Origin of the sequence: Pseudomonas sp. SWRI179 (assembly GCF_014268705.1) — a bacterium.
GTDB classification, from domain to species: domain Bacteria; phylum Pseudomonadota; class Gammaproteobacteria; order Pseudomonadales; family Pseudomonadaceae; genus Aquipseudomonas; species Aquipseudomonas zanjanensis.
This window is the reverse complement of record NZ_JABWRA010000058.1, coordinates 1-21,819: the sequence shown is the minus strand read 5'-3', so window position 1 is coordinate 21,819 and position 21,819 is coordinate 1. Positions and strand designations below refer to the sequence as shown.

General features: G+C 60.5%; 21 protein-coding genes. 5 read left to right on the top strand and 16 right to left on the bottom strand.

The window, feature by feature from the left end; all coding sequences use genetic code 11:
* Window positions 1-61: 61 nt before the first annotated feature.
* Complete coding sequence (locus tag HU767_RS24745; protein ID WP_186710030.1) at window positions 62-1,225, bottom strand: isovaleryl-CoA dehydrogenase; 1,164 nt, start codon at window positions 1,223-1,225, stop codon at window positions 62-64.
* A gap of 354 nt (window positions 1,226-1,579) precedes the next feature.
* Between HU767_RS24745 and HU767_RS24740 the strand changes: the two genes are divergently transcribed.
* Window positions 1,580-3,277, top strand: a complete 1,698-nt coding sequence (locus tag HU767_RS24740; protein WP_186710031.1) for an AMP-binding protein — start codon at window positions 1,580-1,582, stop codon at window positions 3,275-3,277.
* Window positions 3,278-4,133: 856 nt separating this feature from the next.
* Here the strand turns inward: HU767_RS24740 and HU767_RS24735 are convergent.
* From HU767_RS24735 to HU767_RS24725, 3 genes are all read right to left on the bottom strand, one after another.
* Window positions 4,134-5,033: a hydroxymethylglutaryl-CoA lyase gene (locus tag HU767_RS24735; protein WP_186710032.1), complete on the bottom strand. Its 900-nt coding sequence runs from the start codon at window positions 5,031-5,033 to the stop codon at window positions 4,134-4,136.
* A gap of 141 nt (window positions 5,034-5,174) precedes the next feature.
* Window positions 5,175-5,576: a MerR family DNA-binding transcriptional regulator gene (locus tag HU767_RS24730; protein ID WP_186730703.1), complete on the bottom strand. Its 402-nt coding sequence runs from the start codon at window positions 5,574-5,576 to the stop codon at window positions 5,175-5,177.
* Window positions 5,577-5,782: 206 nt separating this feature from the next.
* Entirely contained in the window at window positions 5,783-6,715 is a 933-nt protein-coding gene (locus tag HU767_RS24725) for a LysR family transcriptional regulator (protein ID WP_186710034.1), read from the bottom strand.
* Between the two features lie 177 nt (window positions 6,716-6,892).
* Here HU767_RS24725 and HU767_RS24720 point away from each other — a divergent pair, with 177 nt between their 5' ends.
* Entirely contained in the window at window positions 6,893-8,122 is a 1,230-nt protein-coding gene (locus tag HU767_RS24720; RefSeq protein WP_024618896.1) for an acyl-CoA dehydrogenase, read from the top strand.
* 139 nt (window positions 8,123-8,261) lie between these two features.
* Here HU767_RS24720 and HU767_RS24715 read toward each other — a convergent pair whose 3' ends face one another.
* From HU767_RS24715 to HU767_RS24665, 11 genes are all read right to left on the bottom strand, one after another.
* Window positions 8,262-9,131, bottom strand: coding sequence for an oxaloacetate decarboxylase (locus tag HU767_RS24715; protein WP_186710036.1), 870 nt, complete (start codon window positions 9,129-9,131; stop codon window positions 8,262-8,264).
* Window positions 9,132-9,305: 174 nt separating this feature from the next.
* Window positions 9,306-9,494 (bottom strand): hypothetical protein, encoded by a 189-nt coding sequence (locus tag HU767_RS24710; RefSeq protein ID WP_186710038.1) that lies wholly within the window; start codon window positions 9,492-9,494, stop codon window positions 9,306-9,308.
* Entirely contained in the window at window positions 9,491-10,171 is a 681-nt protein-coding gene (locus tag HU767_RS24705) for a transposase (RefSeq protein WP_186730702.1), read from the bottom strand. Before HU767_RS24705 ends, HU767_RS24710 begins: the two co-directional genes overlap by 4 nt.
* Entirely contained in the window at window positions 10,168-10,941 is a 774-nt protein-coding gene (locus tag HU767_RS24700; protein WP_238349516.1) for a hypothetical protein, read from the bottom strand. The genes HU767_RS24705 and HU767_RS24700 overlap by 4 nt, the downstream gene beginning before the upstream one ends.
* Before the next feature lie 249 nt (window positions 10,942-11,190).
* A complete protein-coding gene (gene astA / locus HU767_RS24695) occupies window positions 11,191-12,225 on the bottom strand; it encodes an arginine N-succinyltransferase (RefSeq protein ID WP_186710040.1) in 1,035 nt (344 codons plus the stop codon).
* 61 nt (window positions 12,226-12,286) lie between these two features.
* Window positions 12,287-13,303 carry an arginine N-succinyltransferase gene (locus HU767_RS24690; protein WP_186730701.1) on the bottom strand — a complete coding sequence of 339 codons (1,017 nt, stop codon included), beginning with the start codon at window positions 13,301-13,303 and terminating at the stop codon, window positions 12,287-12,289.
* A 111-nt stretch (window positions 13,304-13,414) separates the two neighbouring features.
* Window positions 13,415-14,764, bottom strand: coding sequence for an APC family permease (locus HU767_RS24685; RefSeq protein ID WP_186730700.1), 1,350 nt, complete (start codon window positions 14,762-14,764; stop codon window positions 13,415-13,417).
* A 79-nt stretch (window positions 14,765-14,843) separates the two neighbouring features.
* Window positions 14,844-15,596 carry an N-formylglutamate amidohydrolase gene (locus HU767_RS24680; RefSeq protein WP_186730699.1) on the bottom strand — a complete coding sequence of 251 codons (753 nt, stop codon included), beginning with the start codon at window positions 15,594-15,596 and terminating at the stop codon, window positions 14,844-14,846.
* Complete coding sequence (locus HU767_RS24675) at window positions 15,580-16,932, bottom strand: glutamine synthetase family protein (RefSeq protein WP_186730698.1); 1,353 nt, start codon at window positions 16,930-16,932, stop codon at window positions 15,580-15,582. The genes HU767_RS24680 and HU767_RS24675 overlap by 17 nt, the downstream gene beginning before the upstream one ends.
* On the bottom strand, window positions 16,929-17,573 hold the full coding sequence (locus HU767_RS24670; protein ID WP_186710046.1) for an isochorismatase family cysteine hydrolase: 645 nt from the start codon (window positions 17,571-17,573) through the stop codon (window positions 16,929-16,931). Before HU767_RS24670 ends, HU767_RS24675 begins: the two co-directional genes overlap by 4 nt.
* A 2-nt stretch (window positions 17,574-17,575) precedes the next feature.
* Entirely contained in the window at window positions 17,576-18,430 is an 855-nt protein-coding gene (locus tag HU767_RS24665) for a MurR/RpiR family transcriptional regulator (protein WP_053183441.1), read from the bottom strand.
* Between the two features lie 299 nt (window positions 18,431-18,729).
* Between HU767_RS24665 and HU767_RS24660 the strand changes: the two genes are divergently transcribed.
* Window positions 18,730-19,308 (top strand): histidine phosphatase family protein, encoded by a 579-nt coding sequence (locus tag HU767_RS24660; protein WP_186730697.1) that lies wholly within the window; start codon window positions 18,730-18,732, stop codon window positions 19,306-19,308.
* Window positions 19,305-20,060, top strand: coding sequence for a precorrin-6A synthase (deacetylating) (cobF, locus tag HU767_RS24655; protein WP_186730696.1), 756 nt, complete (start codon window positions 19,305-19,307; stop codon window positions 20,058-20,060). Before HU767_RS24660 ends, cobF begins: the two co-directional genes overlap by 4 nt.
* A gap of 212 nt (window positions 20,061-20,272) precedes the next feature.
* On the opposite strand, the gene ftrA is transcribed toward cobF, so the two are convergent.
* The gene (gene ftrA, locus HU767_RS24650) at window positions 20,273-21,232 is read right to left on the bottom strand and encodes a transcriptional regulator FtrA (RefSeq protein WP_186710052.1); all 960 of its coding nucleotides are present in this window, start codon (window positions 21,230-21,232) and stop codon (window positions 20,273-20,275) included.
* A gap of 103 nt (window positions 21,233-21,335) precedes the next feature.
* Between ftrA and HU767_RS24645 the strand changes: the two genes are divergently transcribed.
* Window positions 21,336-21,770 (top strand): rhodanese-like domain-containing protein, encoded by a 435-nt coding sequence (locus HU767_RS24645; RefSeq protein WP_186730695.1) that lies wholly within the window; start codon window positions 21,336-21,338, stop codon window positions 21,768-21,770.
* Window positions 21,771-21,819 lie beyond the last annotated feature (49 nt).

The window sequence follows — 21,819 nt, the reverse complement described above, 5'->3', positions numbered from 1 at the left end:
GCTGCAAGCCAGAGCGCGTTTCTCTTGCCGCTTGGAGCTTGTCGCTTGCAACTGACGAAATTCATTTCGTCTCGTTAAACAGTTCGCGGCCGATCAACATCCGACGAATCTCACTGGTGCCAGCACCAATTTCATACAGCTTGGCGTCCCGCAGCAGACGACCGGCGGGGAATTCATTGATGTAGCCATTGCCCCCCAGGATCTGGATCGCGTCGAGGGCCATTTGCGTGGCGCGCTCGGCGCTGTAGAGGATCACCCCGGCGGCATCCTTGCGGGTGGTTTCGCCGCGCTCGCAAGCCTGGGCCACCGCATACAGGTAGGCGCGGCTGGCGTTGAGCTGGGTGTACATGTCGGCGACCTTGCCTTGGATCAGCTGGAATTCGCCGATGCTTTGGCCGAACTGTTTGCGGTCGTGGATGTAGGGCACGATCAGGTCCATGCAGGCTTGCATGATCCCGGTCGGGCCGCCGGACAGCACCACGCGCTCGTAGTCGAGGCCGCTCATCAGGACTTTCACGCCACCGTTGAGGGCGCCGAGGATGTTTTCTTCCGGCACTTCGACGTCATCGAAAAACAGCTCGCACGTGTTGGAGCCGCGCATGCCGAGCTTGTCGAACTTGTTGCTGCGGCTGAAGCCTTTCCAGTCGCGCTCGACGATGAAAGCGGTGATGCCGTGGGCGCCTTTTTCCAGGTCGGTCTTGGCGTAGATCACGTAGGTGTTGGCATCGGGGCCGTTGGTGATCCAGGTCTTGCTGCCGTTGAGGACGTATTTGTCGCCGCGCTTGTCGGCCCGCAGTTTCATGGAAACCACGTCGGAGCCGGCGTTCGGTTCGCTCATCGCCAGGGCGCCGATGTGTTCGCCGCTGATCAGTTTGGGCAGGTACTTGGTTTTCTGTTCGTGAGTGCCGTTGCGGTTGATCTGGTTCACGCAGAGGTTGGAATGGGCGCCATAGGAGAGGGCGACCGAGGCCGAGCCGCGGCTGATTTCTTCCATCGCCACCACGTGGGCCAGGTAGCCCAGGCCAGCGCCGCCGTATTCTTCCGGTACGGTGATGCCCAGCAGGCCCATGTCACCGAATTTGCGCCACATGTCAGCGGGAAACAGGTTGTCGATATCGATCTGCGCTGCGCGAGGCGCCAGTTCGGCCTTGACGAAGGCTTGCACCTGGTCGCGCAACATGTCGATGGTTTCGCCGAGGGCAAAATTCAGGGATGGGTAGCTCATGGGACACCTTTGGCTTTTTTATCGGGTGCGGAGAGCGGGAAATGCTCTACCTTTACGTTAACGTAAGCCTGCGACGAGAGGCTGTCAATCGCCCTTTACGTTAACGTCAACTTAAGCCAGAGTACGGGTGTTTTGAAACAGCTTTTGTGGCGAGGGAGCTTGCTCCCGCTCGAGCGCGTGTAGGAGCTGCCGAAGGCTGCGATCTTTTGATCTTTCGCTTGGGACTGAAGTGTCTGGGGAAAGATCGCAGCCTCGTTGCACTCGACAGCTCCTACACAGCTCCTACCAGCCACTACGACATTCGTGCATGAGGTTCCACCGCTACACCCACTAATAAAGACAAGAGGGGGCGTCATGGATCAAACCGGTTCGCATTCGCAGCTCAGCTACACCCGCGGCTCGCAGGACAAGGCCTTGCTGGCGCAAACCATTGGCGAGGTTTTCGACCAGACCGTGGCCCGTCATCCAGAGGGCGAGGCGTTGGTGGTTCGTCATCAATCGTTGCGTTATACCTGGGGGCAACTGGCTGAGGCCGTCGATCTGCATGCCCGGGCCTTGTTGGCGCTGGGCTTGAAAACCGGCGACCGTCTCGGCGTGTGGGCGCCCAATTGCGCCCAGTGGTGCATCAGCCAGTTCGCCAGTGCGAAGATCGGCGTCATTCTGGTCAACATCAATCCGGCCTATCGAGTCTCCGAACTCGAATACGTGCTCAAACAGTCCGGGTGCCAATGGCTGGTGTGTGCCGGGGCGTTCAAGACCTCGGATTACCACGCCATGTTGCAAGCGCTGGCTCCGGAGCTGGCGGAACAATCGATCGGTCAGTTGCAGAGCGAACGCCTGCCGGATTTGCGCGGTGTAGTCAGCCTCGATCCCCAACCCCCGTCAGGCTTTTTGCCTTGGTCACAACTGGCCGCCCTGGGGGCGGCGGTGACGCCAGGACAACTGGCCGAGCGCCAATCCAGCCTGCACTTCGATCAGCCAGTGAATATCCAATACACCTCCGGCACCACCGGCTTTCCCAAGGGCGCGACCCTCAGCCACCACAACATTCTCAACAACGGTTACATGGTCGGCGAAAGCCTGGGCCTGACGGCTGGCGACCGGCTGGTGATCCCGGTGCCGCTCTACCATTGCTTCGGTATGGTCATGGGCAACCTGGGCTGTGTGACCCATGGCAGCACCATGATCTACCCCAACGATGCCTTCGACCCGTTGCTGACGCTAAAAGCCGTGGCCGAAGAAAAAGCCACCGCGCTGTATGGCGTGCCGACCATGTTCATCGCCCTGCTGGACCAGCCGCAGCGGCTCGACTTCGACCTGTCCAGCCTGCGCACGGGCATCATGGCTGGGGCTACATGTCCGATCGAAGTGATGCGGCGGGTCATCAACGAGATGCACATGGCTGAAGTGCAGATTGCCTACGGCATGACGGAAACCAGTCCGGTGTCGTTGCAGACCGGTCCTTCAGACGAGCTGGAGCTGCGGGTGACCACCGTCGGCCGCACCCAGCCACACCTGGAAAGCAAGATTATCGATGAGGCAGGCCAGGTCGTCCCGCGTGGCGCGGTCGGCGAATTGTGTACCCGTGGCTACAGTGTGATGCTCGGCTACTGGAACAACCCCAAGGGCACCGCTGATGCCATCGACGCGGATGGCTGGATGCACACCGGCGACCTGGCGACCATGGACGAACAGGGTTACGTCTGCATCGTCGGGCGCAACAAGGACATGATCATTCGTGGCGGGGAGAATATTTACCCGCGCGAGCTGGAGGAGTTCTTCTTCACCCATCCGGCGGTGGCGGATGTGCAAGTGATCGGCATTCCGTGTTCGCGCTATGGCGAGGAAATCGTCGCCTGGATCAAGTTCCACCCCGGCCACAGCGCCTCCGAGCAAGCGCTGCAGGCCTGGTGCAAGGAACGCATCGCCCATTTCAAGACGCCGCGTCATTTCAAATTTGTTGAAGAGTTCCCGATGACGGTCACTGGCAAAATCCAGAAATTCCGCATGCGCGAGATCAGTATCGAAGAACTGCGTGATAGAGAAGGGTGAGCAAGATCCCCTGTGGGGGCTAATGCCGTTCACTTAAAAATGATGAACCTGTGGCGAGGGAGCTTGCTCCCGCTCGGCTGCGAAGCAGTCGTAAACCGGCGGGTGTGGTGTGCCTGATACGCCGCGATTGAGAGGTTTTGGGGCCGCTTCGCGGCCCAGCGGGAGCAAGCTCCCTCGCCACGGGTTTGTCGATTGCCTTAAGTGAACAGCATTGCCTTGTGGGAGCGGGCTTGCTCGCGAAAGCGGTGTGTCAGTCGACATTGATATTGACTGTCCGGGCCCCTTCGCGAGCAGGCTCGCTCCCACAAAACCCAAACCCCAGACAGCACAAAGGGGAGCCGAAGCTCCCCTTTAATTTTGTCGTCGCGTGCTCTTTTTTTATTATTGAGGGGCGGCCTGTTGTTGTTATTGGCAGCCGTGGCCCTTTACCGCTGTTTTTGGCGATCCCCATCCGGGATCAAGAGCAAACGTATTTTTTTGAGCGCTGATTTGCTTTTTCGCTTTGCGATCCAACCGATTCGGGAGCTACCTGAAGGTAGTTTTATTGTTCTCTGCCCGGTTGCGGGTTGCTTCTGGAAGCACCCTGAAAAGCCCATCTTCTCCAAAAAAATCTGTTAGCTGCGTCTCTGCCGTGTTGTTTTTGTTATGTCAGAGTCGTTTCGTCTTGTTTTTATTGGGTTTGCTGCGTTTTTTTATTCTTGTTATGCCAGAGATATAGCATGTGGCGTGCCAACTTTTAAAGTTCTATACAAATCAATAGGTTGTGATTTTCGGCTGAAAAACCTGACGGACCAAACCCGACAAATTGTTTCCGTGTTACTCGTTTCGCCGCTGTTATAAAGCCAGCGGTAACACCTCACTGTGCGTTGCGGGCCTTGGCCACGCGCGAACCGCTGGGGCGGCCGAGCACGTCACAAATCTGCCGGCCCGCGGCGATCAGTGCGTCCAGGTCGACGCCGGTTTCGATACCCAAGCCATTGAGCAGGTACAGCACGTCTTCGGTGGCGACGTTACCGCTGGCGCCCTTGGCATACGGGCAGCCGCCGAGGCCGGCGATGGAGCTGTCGAAGACCGCGATGCCTTCCAGCAGGCTGGCGTACACATTGGCCATAGCCTGGCCGTAAGTGTCGTGGAAGTGACCGGCGAGTTTGTCCCGCGGCACATCGGCGCCCACCACCTCGAACATCCTGCGGGTGGCGCCAGCGGTGCCCGTGCCGATGGTGTCACCCAGGGAGACTTCGTAGCAGCCCATCGCATACAGCTCCCGAGCGACCCACGCGACCTGCTCAGGCTTGACCGCCCCTTCATACGGGCAGCCCAGCACGCAAGAGACGTAGCCGCGCACACTGACGCCGTGCTGTCTGGCGGCGTCCATGATCGGCGCGAAACGCTCCAGGCTTTCCTTGATGGAACAATTGATGTTGCGCTGGGAAAATGCTTCGGACGCGGCAGCGAACACCGCCACTTCTTTTACGCCCGCCGCCAGTGCATCTTCGAACCCCCGCAGGTTGGGCGCCAGGGCGCCATAAGTCACACCGGGCTTGCGCTGGATCTGCGCGAACACCTCGGCGGACCCGGCCATTTGCGGCACCCACTTGGGCGAGACGAAACTGCCGACTTCGATGTAACCCAGGCCGGCGGCGCTCAGGGCGTCCACCAAACGCACCTTGTCGGCGACGCTGATGGGCTGGGCTTCATTCTGCAACCCGTCGCGGGGGCCGACTTCGATCAAGCGTACAAAGGAGGGGAGGGACATGGGGATTGACCTGTAATAGTGGCGAGTGCTGCTCCCTTGTGGGAGCGGGCTTGCTCGCGAAGACGGCGTGTCAGTCGACATTGATATTGACTGTCCGGGCGCCTTCGCGAGCAAGCCCGCTCCCACAAGGGAGTCGTGTTGTTACTGGGCGATTTCCTCGCCCTTGAGCGTCTGCTCCAGCGCCTGGATGCAACGTTCTTCGGCGGTGTCGAGTTCCAGCTTCATCTGTTCGATGTCCAGCAATTGCTGCTCGAGCTGTTCCCGGCGCTCGGCGATTTTTGCCAGCATGCTGTGCAGTTGTTTCTGGTTGCCGCTGGTGGGGTCGTAGAGTTCGATCAGCTCGCGGCACTCAGCGAGGGAAAAACCAATGCGCTTGCCACGCAGAATCAGCTTCAGGCTGACCTTGTCCCGCGGCGAGTAAATGCGCTCCTGACCCCGTCGCTCCGGGCTCAACAGGCCTTGTTCTTCATAGAAACGGATGGCCCGTGTGGTGATATCCAATTCGCGGGCGAGGTCGGAGATGCTGTAGGTCTGGCTGCTCATGGAAGCGCTCGAAACGAAAGGGGCTGGCGCTAAGCTAAAGGCAGGTTGACGTGCGCGTCAAGCAATCGCGGATGTGTTGCCTGTGCGGGCCTCTTCGCGAGCAAGCCCGCTCCCACAGGTTCTGCGTCGTACACAAATGCAGCATGTACTCAGGACTAATGTGGGAGCGGGCTTGCTCGCGAAGAACGATGACGCGGTCTATAACGTTACACCACCTGATCGAGCTTCTTCTCATGGGCCGTCACCTGCTGGCACAGCTCGATCATCTGCTCGCGCATCCAGCGGTTGGCCGGGTCCTGGTCGGTGCTTTCGTGCCAGTAGAGATGGGTTTCCACCGGTGGCACGTCGTTGACCGGAAGCAGGAAGGCGTGCAAATCGTGACGCCGGGCAAAGCGCTCGGGGACGGTCATGACCATGTCGGTCTGCTGCAGCACTTGGGAGGCCATCAAGTAATGCTGGGAGCGCAAGGCGATCTTGCGTTGGATGCCCATCTTGCCGAGGGCCAGGTCAACGTAACCCAGCCCGTTACGGCGGCTGGAAATGTGCACGTGGGTTTGGGCCAGGTAATCGTCGAGGCTGATCTTTTCCTTGCCCGCGAGGGGATGGCCCTTGCGCATGGCGCATACGTAGCGATCTTCCATCAACTTGACGTGGCGCACCTGCGGGTCGGTGTTGAGCGGCGCGTCCACGGCGAAATCGAGGCGGCCGGCGGCCAGTTCCTTGGTGGTTTCACGGCGCTTGGACAGGAAACTCTCGATCGCCACGGTCGGCGCCAGGCGACGCAGGCGCTGGAACAACAGTGGCAGGATCACGCCTTCGGTGAGGTCGGTCATGCTGATGCGATAGGTCTTGACGGCCTGCAGCGGGTTGAAGATCCGGCTTTCCTGCACTGACACCCGTAGCAGTGACAAGGCGTTGCGCACCGGGCCGATGATGTTCTGGGCCATGGGCGTCGGCACCATGCCTTGGGCGGTGCGCACGAAGAGGGGGTCGTTGAAGGTCTCGCGCAGACGGGCCAGGGCATTGGACACGGCTGGCTGAGTGATGCCGACGATCTGCCCGGCGCGGGTCAGGTTGGCTTCGGTGTAGATCGCATCGAAGACAATGAAAAGGTTGAGGTCGACCTTGCTCAGATTCATGGCGCTGCACTCTTGTTCTTGGGCTTGTTGTGAGGTGCCGGGTGGCGATGAGAATCAGTGAAACATATATCGGTGATGAATGTTAATACACGCTGAGAATAGGTTAGGTAAATTTTCGTAGCTGAACTAGCATCGATTTCATGACCTAAAACAACCTCTGCCAAGAAGGTGCTGCTCATGGATTTCGCCTATTCTCCCAAGGTTCAGGAACTGCGTGAACGTGTCACGGCGTTCATGGACGCCTACGTCTACCCGGCCGAAGCGGTGTTCGAACGACAAGTGGCCGAAGGCGACCGCTGGCAACCCACGGCCATCATGGAAGAGCTCAAGGCCAAGGCCAAGGCGGAAGGCCTGTGGAACCTGTTCCTGCCAGAGTCCGAACTGGGTGCCGGCCTGACCAACCTGGAATACGCGCCATTGGCAGAGATCATGGGGCGTTCGTTGCTGGGGCCTGAGCCGTTCAACTGCTCGGCGCCGGATACCGGCAACATGGAAGTGCTGGTGCGCTACGCCAATGAAGAACAAAAGCAGCGCTGGCTCGAACCCCTGCTGCGCGGTGAGATTCGCTCGGCCTTTGCCATGACCGAGCCGGACGTGGCCTCCTCGGACGCCACCAACATGGCCGCCCGCGCCGAGCGTGACGGCGATGAGTGGGTGATCAACGGCAAGAAATGGTGGACCTCAGGCGCCTGCGATCCGCGCTGCAAAATCCTGATTTTCATGGGCCTGAGCAACCCCGATGCACCACGGCATGCCCAGCATTCGATGATCCTGGTGCCGGTGGACACGCCTGGGGTCAAGATCGTCCGGCCGTTGCCGGTGTTCGGCTACGACGATGCGCCCCACGGCCATGCGGAGGTGCTGTTCGATAACGTGCGGGTGCCGTACGAAAACGTCCTGCTGGGTGAAGGCCGCGGCTTCGAGATTGCCCAGGGGCGCCTAGGCCCGGGCCGGATTCACCACTGCATGCGTTCGATAGGCATGGCCGAGCGCGCCTTGGAATTGATGTGCAAGCGGGCCGTCAGCCGCACCGCTTTTGGCCAGCCGTTGGCGCGGCTGGGCGGTAACATCGACAAGATCGCCGACTCTCGGATGGAAATCGACATGGCGCGCCTGCTGACACTGAAGGCGGCGTACATGATGGACACGGTCGGTAATAAAGTGGCGAAGAGCGAAATCGCCCAGATCAAGGTCGTCGCGCCGAACGTGGCGTTGAAAGTTATCGACCGGGCGATCCAGATCCACGGTGGCGCTGGGGTTTCCAACGATTTCCCGCTGGCCTACATGTACGCCATGCAACGCACCCTGCGCCTGGCCGACGGCCCGGATGAAGTCCACCGCGCCGCGATTGGCAAGTTCGAGATCGGCAAGTACGTGCCCAAGGAAATGCTGCGCAGCAAGGGCTAGGATCTGGCCCACCATGGGCCTCTGTGGGAGCAAAGCTTGCTCGCGACAGCGGTGGGTCAGCTTGCATCAATGTGGGAGATGCCACGCCATCGCGAGCAAGCTTTGCCCCCACAGGCTGATCCTGTGGGGGCGAGTCCGCTTACTCCTTGACGCTCATGTATTCCTCGGCCCAGCGGATGTACTCCTCGGGCTGGGTGTAGGTGTGCGTCAGTTCGGTGGCGCTGAGGTCCGAGGCCTGGGTGAAGATCTGCCGTTGTTCGCGAAGGCTGTCATAGGTCGCCTTGATCGCGGCGAAGTAGGCGCCGTGGCCGTCGATCGTCACGCGCACGCCCAGTTCGGCCAGGCGCTTGTCGTCGCGCAGCAACGGGTTGCCATAGGTGACGAGCATCAGCGGCACCGTCAGGTTTTCGCTGATTTTCTCCAGATGATCGAAGTCTTGCACGCCCACCATGCAAATCCCGTCCGCCCCGGCACGCTCATATTGCTGAGTCCGGCTGATGATTTCCTGCACCGGCAGGATCCCCGCGTTAGTCCGGGCGATGATCGCCATTTCCGGATCGACTCGCGCTTCCAGCGCCGCGCGAATCTTGCCGACGCCCTCGGCCACGCCGATCAAGTCGGTGGATTTACGCCCGAACTGGGCCGGCAGCAAGGTGTCCTCGATGGTCAGGGCCGCGACGCCGGCCCGTTCCAGTTCGATAATGGTGCGCATCACGTTCAGGGCATTGCCATAGCCATGATCGGCGTCGGCAATGAACGGCAGTTGGGCCACGCGACCGATACGGGTGGCCTGTTCGGCAAATTCACTGAGGGTGATCAAGGCAAAGTCCGGCGCGCCCAGCACCTGCAACGACGCGACCGAGCCTCCGAGGATACCGACTTCAAATCCCAGGTCGGCGGCAATGCGCGCCGACATCGGATCGAATACCGACGCGGTGTGATAACACGTTTGGGAGGCCAGCAATTGGCGAAAGCTGCGACGCAAATCTTGATGGGAAAGCCTGGGCATATGAGTTCCACCAATGGAAATGGAAAGGCTTGAGCAAAAGTGTCAACGCCGAAAAACCAAAGGCTATCACGTAGCAGGCGAAAAGATGATGAATGAGTCCTGGCGATTTTTGGGGGCGCGATCAAGAAGGCGACAGGTCGGGCTGACCTGTCGCCTGCCAAAAGCGTCTCTTAGTTACTGGTCGGTTTTGGTTGGCAGGGTCCAGATTTTTTTGATTTCGTGGATATTTCCGATATTAAGGCGCGGCGAGAAAGGTGCCGCCATGCAAGGAGACTCCATTTCGATGCTGACCGGAGTTTCAATGACATTACTGCTCGCGCGTAACAGGGGGGCTTCATCCCAGTTGTTCAATAATGCGCTCATATAAATACCTCTTTGGTTAGATGGACAGCATCAGGCTGTCCGGGATTGAGCAGGGACAGCGTATCGACATACATTGCTGTTTCCCGCGCAGCGATGCCGGGGTGAACCGGCGTGTAATTTTCATCGAAACACCAGGCTTCATCCGCTTGGATCAGGCGCTCAGGATGAATAAGCAAACTCACTGATGCGGACATTGATTGTGGCGCGACCTGTCTGTGAATTTCCTTAAGGGCGGGCATGTAGATAACTTCGCCTGGTGACAGCTTGACGCTTCGCTCTTCGCCCAATCGAATTTGTTTTCCCGCTTGCAAGGGCAGATCGCTCAGTATCTCGCGAGAAACAGTTGTGTAACCATCGCCGCTATAACCCACTGCGTAGATTTCAAAGTCATGGCTGTGGTTCAGGCCGTAAATGAACGTTTCGCTTTCATCGTGGGTTTCGACCGGTGCCCAGAAACCCAGGCGAACAGTGAATAGTTCATCCGTATGCAAGACAAATGCATAGGCGTTGTAAAGAAGGTTATGGGGAAGAAAACCGTCTCGTTGAATTGTAGCGTGAAGATGATCGCTCAATAACGTACGGTTTGTTGCCAACTGACGCAGGTCCTTCTTTATTTTTGTTTTGTCCCGGCTTAGGTCATAAGTGTGCAGGCGTTCTATAAATTTTTCCAACTTCATGCCACTGTCTCCACCGAACGCAGAAGGTTGTTCAGTCGCGTGTCCTGCCGTTTCTCCAGGAGCGGGGTGTATGCGCGTGATTTTTGTGGATCTGCCCGATAGAGCATCTGGAAGGCTTTCCACGCTACGGCGGGGTGATAGTGATAAATCAGCTCCTCGGCAACCTTTATGCCTCGTGGGTCATGAATCGTTTCGAGCAGCTCAAGGCTCACCAAATACCGAGCGGCGCTTTCGTCATGGGGTAACCAGGCTACCTTGCGCAAGGTAGTACGATCGAATACCTGGATGTCCAGAAGTCTGTCCGGAAAATTGATACTGCCTACCAGCGCGCCGCAGGGTTCTCGATTGATTAATGAGTAATCGAATAGCGCTCGATGTCCATCGATAATTGATGGGTGCTGGTCATCGATGATAATAGTTTTGCCTTTCTCGAGTTCGTCGTTGCGCAGGTGGTAGGAATGGATCTTGATGGGCTGCCGGTTAAGTGAGAATAAAATGCTCTTGCCAGGTACCGAATATAAGCGCGACGGCATCGCCTGTATTTTCTTTATGCTGATGTTGCCGATGTTCGTGCGGTACAAGGTAATGGTCGCGGTATGCGGATTGGTCATGTTCAGGATGGCCGCATTGCGAGTGTGTTTTGTGGCGGGTTGTACCGGGGTGTGTAACTCGGTAATCAGTTGGTTGATTTCCGCTGTCATGTCTAGATTTTTTATCTTTGCCGCCAAATCTTCTAATGGCATGTCGTGGGTTATTAGATTCTTGATCATGAGCATCGTCGTTGCCGTGGGTGATGCTTGAATTGTGCTTAGGGTCTGAAAGGCTAGCAACTATCGTGTTGTAGGCAGATGTTGCATTGGCGGGCACGCAACTAAGGTGTGGGGTTGTTGCTGAAAGATATGTTGTTGTTTTTATTGAGCCAGGTTCAGGTTTGTATCGTAATAAAACCCTGGCCGGAGCCAGCATTAGTTGTGTGGCCAGTGGCGATCGCTTCGCGATGGGCTGCGATCAAGTGTGACTTATGCCGCCACGGCCCGCCGGTTCTGCCTGGGCAATGCCACGGCGCGCACCGTGTCACCCGGTTGCACTTGCAGGCGTTTGGCGGTGAGGCGATCGACCATCAAGGTGTGGCCATGCAAGTGTGCCCGGGCGCTGGTGAGGCGGCAGTTTTCCAAGCGTCGGTTGTGAATCAGCCAGACCGGCGCTTGTTCGTCCGGGGTGCCAATAGCCAGGGTCAGCGCCTGGCTGTCGCGGACGCTGCGGATCTTCGACACTGGCGCCTCGATCACCGGGCCACCGTCAAAAATGTCGATGTAGCCCTTATGGCTGAAACCCTCGGCACTGAGGATCTTCAGCGCCGGCTCGGTGTTCGGGTGAGCCTTGCCGATCACCGCCTGGGCTTGTTCGGTGAGCAGGCAGGTGTACAGCGGCTGGCGTGGCATCAGCTCGGCGATGAACGACTTGTTGCCCATGCCGGACAACTGGTCGGCGTAGCTGAAATCTTTCTTGAAAAAGTGCCGTCCCAGGCTGTCCCAGAACGGCGAACAGCCTTGTTCGTCGGCGTGGCCGCGCAGTTCGGCGATCAGTTTTTCGCCGAACAGATGGGGAAACTCGGCGACAAACAGCAGGCGTGCCAGGGACAGCAAGCGGCCGTTGTGGCCGTGGCGTTGCTCGGGGTGCAGGAACAATGAGCAGATTTCCGATTGCCCGGACATCTCATTGTTGAGAAACAACGTCGGGATCTGCCGCTGGATGCCTAATTCCGGCGCCGAGCTGAGCGTGACTCCGACCCGATAGTTGTACCAGGGCTCACGCAGCCCCACCGCCCCAGTCAGGGCGCTGATACCCACCACCTGTCGATCATCGTCTTCGAGCACGAACAGGTAGTCGGCGTCGGCACGTTCGACCTGCCCGGCGAAGGTCCGCTGGGCCCAGCGAACACGATGGGCGAGGCGCTCTTCGTTGGCCGGCAGGCTGGTGAACCCCGGCCCCGCACAACGGGCCAGGTCCAGCAAGGCAGGCAGATCGGTGATGGCCACCGGACGGACAATCATGCTGCAGCTCCTTTATTGTGTCGGTCCAAACGTCGGTGCAAGCCATGGGTTCGAATGAGGCTCATAGGGCAACCACCCGGATCCGCGCGCCGTCCTGGATGTCCAGGGCGGTCAGCATGGCGGGTGACAGGGCCACCGGGCCGTCGGCGTTGACGTCCAGCTCGGCAATAATGGCCCGGTAGCTGCCCAGGTGCTCGTTGCTCACCAGGTACAGGCCGCGGGCGTCAATCTGCAGGCTCTGCCTGGCGGTGGTGAGGCGACTTTGCGTGATGGAACGGATATGGGCGATACGGGCATGCAAGGTCGGCCCGCCGTCGAAGATATCGACGTAGCTGTTGGTTTCGAAACCCTCGCGTTCGAGGATATCGAAAGCTTCCTGGCCGTCGGGATGGACACGGCCGATGCAGGCCTGGGCCGCTGGCGGGAGCATGGGCACGTAGATCGGGTACTGCGGCATCAGTTCGGCGAGAAAGGTCCGGCTCTGCAAGCCACACAATCGTTCGGCTTCGACATAGGGCAGGTCGAAGAAGTGCTGGCCGATGGCGTCCCAGAAGGGCGACTGGCCGTCTTCGCTGCTGAAACCGACGATTTCGGTGATGACCGACTCGGCAAAGCGCTGGGGGTGGGCGGCGATGAACATCAGCCGGGCCCGGGACAGCAGCTCCGATGCAGGCGTGCGCACCCGCTCGGCGTCAATGTGGAAGCCACGCAGCAGCGTTTGCCCGTTGAGGTCCTGGCACAACGACAGCGCGGGCACGCCATGCTGGATGTTCAGCTCCCGGGACTCGCTGGAAAACGGCCGGTTGCGCAGGCTGTAGAACGGCTCGTTGCAACCGGTGCTGGAAAGGATCTCCGAACAACCCACCAGGCGCCCGGATTCCAAGTCCTGCAGGACGAAAAAATAATTCTCCGCCCCCGGCCCCTGCACATCGGCGGCGAACGAGGCGCACGAGTCGAGGATTTTTTCCTCAAGACGCCCGGTATCGTCCGGCAGCGACGTGACGCCCACCAGGCTGTCACGGGCCAATTGTTGCAGTTGCGGCAGATCGGCTAATTGAACTGGACGTAAGGCCAGCATGGATTGCACTCCTGTTCCAGGGAGCCCGGTGACTGGCACCGGGCCTGACGATCACTGTCGATGTCCACGCGTTTTAACCACGGCTGGCCGAACCCTTTCGACCGCCGCTGCTCATTGACCTGCCGGATCGAGCAGGGCGGTACGACTGCCGAATTTGTTGAGCAGGCACAGATAGACCACCCCCGCGGCAATCCAGATCAGGCCGAGCTTCTGCGCAGCCACGCCCATGTTGTACATGATGGCCGCGACGATCACGAAGCCGACCAGCGGGCAGATCACGTGGCGAATCAGTTGGCCGGACTGTTGGCGGCGCCAGTAATGGTTGATGACCGTGATGTGCAGCAACATGAAGCCGCTCAGGGCGCCGAAATTGACCAGGGAAGTGAGGGTGTCCACGGCGTTGATGAACAGGTAGCAGATCAGCAACGACAGCACCGCCACCAGATAGATGCTCATGTAGGGGGTGTTGTGTTTCGGATGGACCTTGGCCAACACCTTGGGCAACTGGCCGTCCCGGGCCATGCCGAACAACAGGCGCGACACCGCTGCCTGGGAGGTGATCGCCACCGCCACGCCCCAGGCCAGGGCCGTGGCCACCGCGGTCAACGTGGCCAGCCAACTGCCGGCCGCCAGTTCGGCGATTTCATAGAACGCGGTGTCGGCAGATTTGAAGCCCATGCCGGCCGCCAGGTCGGTGGCGATCCAGGTCTGCACCACGAAAATCGCCCCCATCACCAGCAAGGTCACCAGTGCCGCCTTGCCGACGCTGCGCCCCGGGTCACCCTTGACCTCTTCCGCCAGGGTGGAAATGGCGTCGAAGCCCAGGAACGACAGCACCGCGATGGACACGGCTTGCATCAGCAAGGCGAAGTTGAAGTGTTCCGGGCTGTACAGCGGCGCCAGGGTCAGTTGGCCGTGACCGGCCCCACCGTGCAGGGCATTCCAGGCGTAGAACAGGAAAACTCCCAAGACTACCAATTGTGCCAGCAGAAAGATGATGTTCATCCGCGCGGTGAAGGTGATGCCCCGCAGGTTGACGAAGGTCGCGCTCACCAGGAAGGCCAGGATGAAACCGACCTTGGGAATGTCCGGGTATAAATGGTTCAGCGCCATGGCGGCGTAGACATAAAGCAGTGGCGGGATCAGCAGGTAGTCCAGCAGCATCAGCCAGCCGGCGATGAACCCGACGTGTGGGTTAAGGCCCCGTTGAGCGTAGGAATAGACCGAGCCTGCCACCGGGAAGGCCCGGGCCATGCTGCCGTAGCTCAACGCGGTAAACAGCATCGCCACCATGCCGATGATGTAGGCCAGCGGCACCATTCCCGGGGCTTCGGCGTTGACGTAGCCATACACGCCGAACGGTGCGATGGGGATCATGAAAATCATCCCGTAGACCACCAGGTCTGTCAGTGACAGGCCGCGTTTCAATTCCTGTTTGTAGCCAAATGCCTCAATGCTCATGAGCCGTTTTCCTTTTCAGCTGTTGTAGTTGCTTTTGCTTTTGCTTACCGCTTGTCGCCAAAAACTTGCCGCTGCACCTCTACAACAGGGGCGCCAGGTAGGCGCTCCAGGTCCGTACCGATTCGGGGCTGCGCAGTTGGTCGTTGCGCACTTCGATCAGCACCGAATCCAGGCCGCGGCCATCGCCGTGCACCGGGACTGTCATGTCGGTCAGGGGGTTGATCTTGTAGGGCTGGTTGCCCGCTGCCCGCAGCGAATGCCGGCTCAGCCCGTCGACGATGTGCTGGGCGTATTCCTTGGCTTCGCCGAACAGCACGCCGGCTTCCAGTGCGCGTGGCTGGCCATAGAACACCGGGGTGAAACTGTGGATGCCCACCACGCGCACCGGCCGGTTGGCCGCCAGGCGTTGGTCGATCAACGCACGCAACCGATCATGGAAGGGATGGAACAGGCACTGCTGGCGATATTCGCGGGTGGCCTCGTCCAGGTCGTGGTTGCCCGGGACCTGGTAGATCTCGCTCTGGGCCGGAATGCTATCGGGCACGTGCAGCGGGCGGTTGAGGTCGATCAACAGCCGTGAGTAATTGGCCGACAGCAAGGTCGCGCCGAGGGTTTCGGACAGGCGTTCGGCCAGCAGCAGGGCGCCGATGTCCCAGGCAATGTGTTCCTGGGACGCGGTTTCATCCAGGCCCAGGTCGTTCAGCGCCACGGGAATGAAACGGCTGGCGTGTTCGCACACCAGCAGCACCGGGTGGTCGGAGTCTTCCCGGGTCAATCGATAGGCTGGCCTGGTGTAGAGGCCCGTTTCAGCACATTCAATAGATTCGTGCATAGTGCTCGCAACGCTCGGCAGGTGTGAGCGCCTGGGTCAAGGCCAACTCCTGGGCCTTCAAGGCGAAATAGGTTTCGACCAGCGGGCCGGGCAGGGTTTCGAGCAACGCCCCGCTGTGGCGCAGGCAGTCCAGTGCCTGTGCCAGGGTTGTCGGCAGGGCGATAATGCCACGGGCGCGGCGTTGTGTTTCATCCAGCTCATCGGGTATTTCATCGGTGACCGCCTGCAATGGCAGCCGTTGCTGGATGCCCAGCCGCCCGGCAATCAATAGCGCGGCCATCGCCAGGTGCGGCGAGGCGGTGGCGTCCATGGCGCGGAACTCCAGGTTGTACTGGTTCGCCAGTGGTTTCCCGCCGAGGCTCACGGTAGGGCAGATGCGCAGCGCCGCTTCGCGGTTGCGCTGTCCCAGGCACGCATAAGAGGCGCTCCAGTGATGAGGTTGCAGGCGCTCGTAAGACAGCGGCGTCGGCGCGGTCAGCGCACACAGCGCCGGCAGATAATGCAGCACACCCGCGGCCCAATGCTGGCCGAGGCTGGACAAGCCATTGCTGCTGGCGGCGTCATGCAGCACCGGATCCGCGCTCAGGTTTTGCAGGCTCAGGTGCAGGTGCACGCCGTTGCACACGGCATGTTCCGAGGTCTTGGGGGCGAAACTCACGTCCAGGCCCATCTGCCGGGCGATCTCGCGGGTGATTTCCCGGACGTTCACGGCCCGGTCGGCAGCGGCCACGCCCAGGGTCGGGCGGCAGGTGATTTCGTATTGCTGCTTGCCATATTCCGGCAGGAACATTTCCGGCTCGACGCCGCCGGCCCGCAGGGCGCTGAGCAACCAGCCGGCGAACCCGGCTTGCTGGCGCTGGGCCTGGAGGCTGAAGGCCAGGCGATCAGGCTGCACAGGGGTGGCAGCCAGGTTGAACTCATGCTCGAAGGCGGCGAAAACTTGCAGGCCCAGTTCGCTGCGATAACGCTCCACTTCATCCTGCAGCAGCGTGCGCGGACAGGCGCTCCAAGGCCGGCCGTCGGTCTCTCGAATGTCGCAATGGATGAAGTCCAGGGCCGGCGCTTGGGCATCGGGGCCATTGTTGATGGTCACCCGGCTGGACAGGTCCGGCACCAGCCGCAGGTCGCCATAGGCGCCCCAGGGGTTGGTCGAAGCGATGATGTCCTGAGGCGTCAACGCGCTGTTGGCTGGCACCCAGCCACAGCCGGCAGCGACGTAGTGGGGCAATTCATCGCTGGGAAACGAGCGCCCACGGGTCACGCCGATCAGGTCGGTGGTCACCAGGGTCGTGACCGGCAGCGGTGCGAGGAGGGCGGTGGCATCGGGGCGGCTCATGGCTGCATCTCCTGCAGGCGAGCGAGTACCGTGTCGGTATCGGTGATCCAGCAGTAGCCCTTGATCGCGTTCAGGCAGGCCAGGTGCCGTTGTTCGGTGTAAGTGGCGCAGGCATCTTCCACCAGCGTGACCAGGTAGCCGCGATCGGCGGCGTCGCGCACGGCCATGTCGACGCACTGGTCGGTGACGATGCCAGCGACGATCAAGTGCCGAGTCTCCAGGTTGCGCAGCACATAGTCGATGTTGGTGGAATTGAACACCCCGGAGGAGGTCTTGGGCAGCACGATTTCGTTTTCATGCGGCGTCAGCTCGGCAATGATCCGCGCTTCAGGGCTGCCCTTGGGCAGGTGCATGTCCGACAGCTTGTGATCCAGGGAGCGGTCGCGGCCATCGGCGGTGAGGCTTTCGATGTGGGTGTGCAGTACGTTTTGCCGCGCGTCTCGCATGGCGTTGAGCAGGCGCTGCTGGTTGGGAATGACCTGCTGGCGGGCCCGCTGGAGGAAATACGCGGCGTCGGGGCTGTGCAGGTGGGCATCGAATTGCGGTTCCAGCCAGGCGCGTTGCATGTCCACCAACAGCAATGCCGTGTGTTGGCGAGTGAACGGCAAATCCCGGGGCGAGCGATGGGGGAGCGAGAACATCCTTATTTTTCCTCCAACAGGTGCGTGTTGAATTCCGTGCGCAAGGCGTCGATGCCTTCCAGGCGTTCGGCCAGCTCAGGGCATTGCAGGGTCAGGCAGGCGATCAGGGCCTCGACCTGGGCCAGCGCCGGCACCAGGCTGTCAAAGGCCGAGACCGATTCCACCGGGGCGCTGATGATCAGGTCCGCCAGCTCGCGCAACGGCGAAGCATAGACGTCGCTGAACAGCACGACCCGGGCGTGCCGCGCCTTGGCCGCGCTGGCCACGCGCAGGGCCTGGGCCTGGTAGCGACGGTAATCAAAAATCAGCACCACGTCCTGGCGCTGCACGTCGAACAGGCGGTCAGGCAGTTGGGCGTTGTCTTCCAGGGCAAAACAGCCGGCGCGCAGCAGCCGCAAATGATTGAGCAAGTAATGGGCAAGAAAGCTGCTGAAACGGCCGCCGAAACAATGCACCTGATGGCGGCTGTCGAGCAACCACTGCACGAGAATGCGCACGTCTTCGGGTTGGGTCAGCGCCTGGGTGTCGCTGAGGTTGCGTTGGCTGGCGGCCAGGTACTGGCTCCACGTATCGCCTTGCTGCAACTTGGCCCGCGGTTGCAACAGGGTGCGGGGGGAGCGCAAGCGATGGTCCATGTCGCTGAGCAGCGCATCCTGGAATTCGGCATAACCGCCAAACCCGAGTTTTTTCACCAGCCGCACGATGGTCGGGTCGCTGACACCGGCATGGTCTGCCAGGCGTGACATCGGACCGAGGCCGTTGCGTGGGTAATGATCGAGCAGGGCACGTACGACCTTGCGTTCCGACGGCGTCAATACCAGGCCGGGATCGGTGATCAGGTCTCTGAGGGGCGGCATCCGTGCTCCTTGCCTGGATGAATGTTGGTTTTCTTTCATAACTCCTGAAAACAGTATTTATGTAGCTAGTGCTACATGTCCAGTGGTTTTTACGTTCCGTTTAAAATGCTCCAAAGTTGTGCGAAAGCCCTGTAGGAATTGGTCTTGGTCAGGTGGGCCTGGTATGTCAGTCGTTGCTCATGGAGTCGTCGGAAATAACGCCTTTTTGTCTCAGTTATTTGATTTCGTATAAGGTGCTGTACAACTAAACGCGTGAATAATCCGCCCATGGGCCCCGTCCGATTACCCGAGAATCCAGTGTGCAAACCACTCGCCTGACGTTGATCTGCCACGCCCGCACCGTTGCCCAGAAGCAGGCGCGCTTCGGTCTGGACGAAGCCCTGGACGCCGGCTGGCTGGGGCGCCGTGGGCAGGTCGAGCATGGCTATCGAAACGTCAGGCAACTGCTCTGCGGGCCGGAGCTGCGCACTCGCCAGACCGCCGCGCTGTTCGGCGACGAGCCTCAGGTGGACCCGGCCCTGGCCGATTGTGATCTTGGACGCTGGCGCGGATTGTCCATCGATGAATTGCTCAAGGTTGAACCGCAGGCCCTGCAAACCTGGCTCGATGATGCCGAGGCGGCTCCCCATGGTGGTGAATCCGTCGCCCGGTTGTGTCGCCGTGTCGCAGACTGGCTGGCCAGTCTGGAGGCCCGACCGGGGCATCTGCTGGCCGTCACCCACCCCTTCGTGATTCGTGCCGCGCTGATGACCGTCTTGGGTTGCCCGGCCGCCACGTTCAACCGGATCGACATCGAACCGTTGTCCACCCTGGAGTTGCGTTTCAACGGCCTATGGCGATTGCGCGCCCAGGAACCTGGCCAGGAGTCGCTGCGATGAAGCAGTTATCCGTCATTGGTATTGGGGCCGGCGATCCGGACCACTTGACGATGCAGGCAGTGAAAGCCTTGAACCGCTTGGACGTGGTCTTCCTTATGGACAAGGGCCCGGCCAAGGACCAGCTGTTGGACCTGCGGCGTGAAATCTGTCGACGCTACATCGTTGATCGCACCTACCGTTTCGTCGAAGCCTATAGCCCGGAACGCCAACGCGGCGACGTGGACTACAAGGACAGCGTCGAAGCGCTGAATCGCGCCAAACAGGCCACCTTCGAACGGTTGATCAATGAAGAACTGTCCTGCGGCCAGCGGGGCGGTTTTCTGGTGTGGGGCGATCCGGCGTTGTACGACAGTACCGTGCGCATCCTGCAGGCGATTCTCGAGGCGGGCCGCTGCGTTTTCGAATTCGAGGTGATCCCCGGCATCACCAGTCTCCAGGCCCTGGCCGCCCGGCACAAAGTGCCGTTGAACACTATTGGCGGTTCGCTGGAAATCACCACCGGACGCCGTTTGGTGGCGGGGCAGGTGGGCGATGCAGCCAGTGTGGTGGTGATGCTCGATGCCGAGGATGGCTATCGCCACGTCAGCGATCCCGATACGCAGATTTATTGGGGCGCCTATGTGGGAATGCCAGACGAAATTCTGATCGCCGGCCGGCTGGGAGACGTGGCCGATGACATCGAACGCACCCGCAAGGCCGCGCGAGAGGCCAATGGGTGGATCATGGATACGTATTTGTTGCGTAAGCCTTGATGACGCTTGCACATCACCCTGTGGCGAGGGAGCTTGCTCCCGCTGGGCCTGTAGGAGCTGTCGAGTGCAACGAGGCTGCGATCTTTTCCTAGGCACTTGAGTCCCAAGGGAAAGATAAAAGATCGCAGCCTTCGGCAGCTCCTACAGCGCCTGCTGCGCAGTCGAGCGGGAGCAAGCTCCCTCGCCACGGAGGGGCATGATTCCCGGCATCTTTATCCCCGCCCAAACCGTTCCCGATACACCGACGGCGCCAACCCCACCACGCTGCGAAACGCCACGCGAAAGCTTTCCACCGAGCGATAACCACACAGTTGCGCAATGTTGTCGGTGTTGTCGCCGGTGCTTTCCAGCAGCTCCCGGGCCCGGGCCAGGCGTTCGTGTTGCAGCCAGGCCTTGGGCGACACACCGCAGGCCTGGGTGAAGTGGCGCAGGAAGGTGCGTTCGCTCATGGCCGCCTGGCTGGCCAGTTCGCGCACGCCGAGGGGTTCGTGCAGGCGCTCGCGGGCCCATTGCATGACGCTCGACAGGTCGCTGCGTGGCGTACGGCTGACCGGCGAGGGGATGAACTGCGCCTGGCCGCCGGTCCGTTGCGGTGTCATCACCAACCGGCGCGCCACGGTGTTGGCGACCTGAAGGCCATAGTCCCGTGCCACAAGGTGCAGGCAGGCATCGATGCCGGCGGCGCTGCCCGCCGAAGTAATGACCTGCCCCGAGTCGACGTACAACACATCCGGGTCGACCCGCACGGCGGGAAAGCTCTTGGCCAGTTCGTCGGTGTAGCGCCAGTGAGTCGTGGCGCCGAGGCCATCGAGCAGGCCGGCGGCGGCCAGCACGAAGGCACCGGAGCAGATCGACAACAGGCGCGCCCCACGGGCATGGGCCCTGCGCAATGCGTCGAGCAGCGCCTGGGACGGTGGCTCGCTGCGGCTGCGCCAGCCTGGTATGACAATGGTCCGGGCGGTTTCGAGCAGTTCCATGCCGCCATCGGCCAATACCTGGAAGCCGCCCATGGCGCGCATCGGGCCATCATCGACCGCGACGATCCGATGCTCGTACCAAGGGAAATTGAATTCCGGCCGTTCCAATCCGAAAATCTCGACGGCGACACCGAATTCGAAGGTGCACAGGCCGTCGTAGGCGAGGATCGCGACCAAACCCGGGATAGGCTGCATTTGTCGGAAAGTTCCCACAGAGTGTCTTGTACGCCACTGTAGCGGCAAGCATCGGGGGGATAAAGTCTCTCCACGCCTTTATCTTCCCTTGGAGTACACACCCATGACCAGCCTGGTTCGCGAAGTGCCTGCCGCCCCTTCCGATATTGCCCTGGAGCATTTCAGCCGTCGCTTGTCGTTCGAAACGGATTGTTCCGACGTTCACGCCAGTCAACAGGCCGGTCATGTCGATTTTGTGCTGGTGGATGTTCGCGGACCGCTGGCCTATGAGCGCGGCCATGTCCCCGGGGCGATCAATCTGCCGACCCGCACGCTCACCGCCCAGGCACTGGCGGCCTATGCCAAGACCACCTTGTTCGTGGTGTATTGCGCCGGTCCCCATTGCAATGGCGCGAACAAGGCGGCGGTGCGCCTGGCAACCCTGGGTTACCCGGTCAAGGAAATGATCGGCGGAGTCATGGGCTGGCTCGATGAAGGCTTTCGCCTGACCGGCTCGGTGGAGCGCGTGGCGGACGAGGCGATCAGCTGCGATTGCTGACTCCTCCTGCAACCAGGCTTTTGTGGCGAGGGAGCTTGCTCCCGCTGGG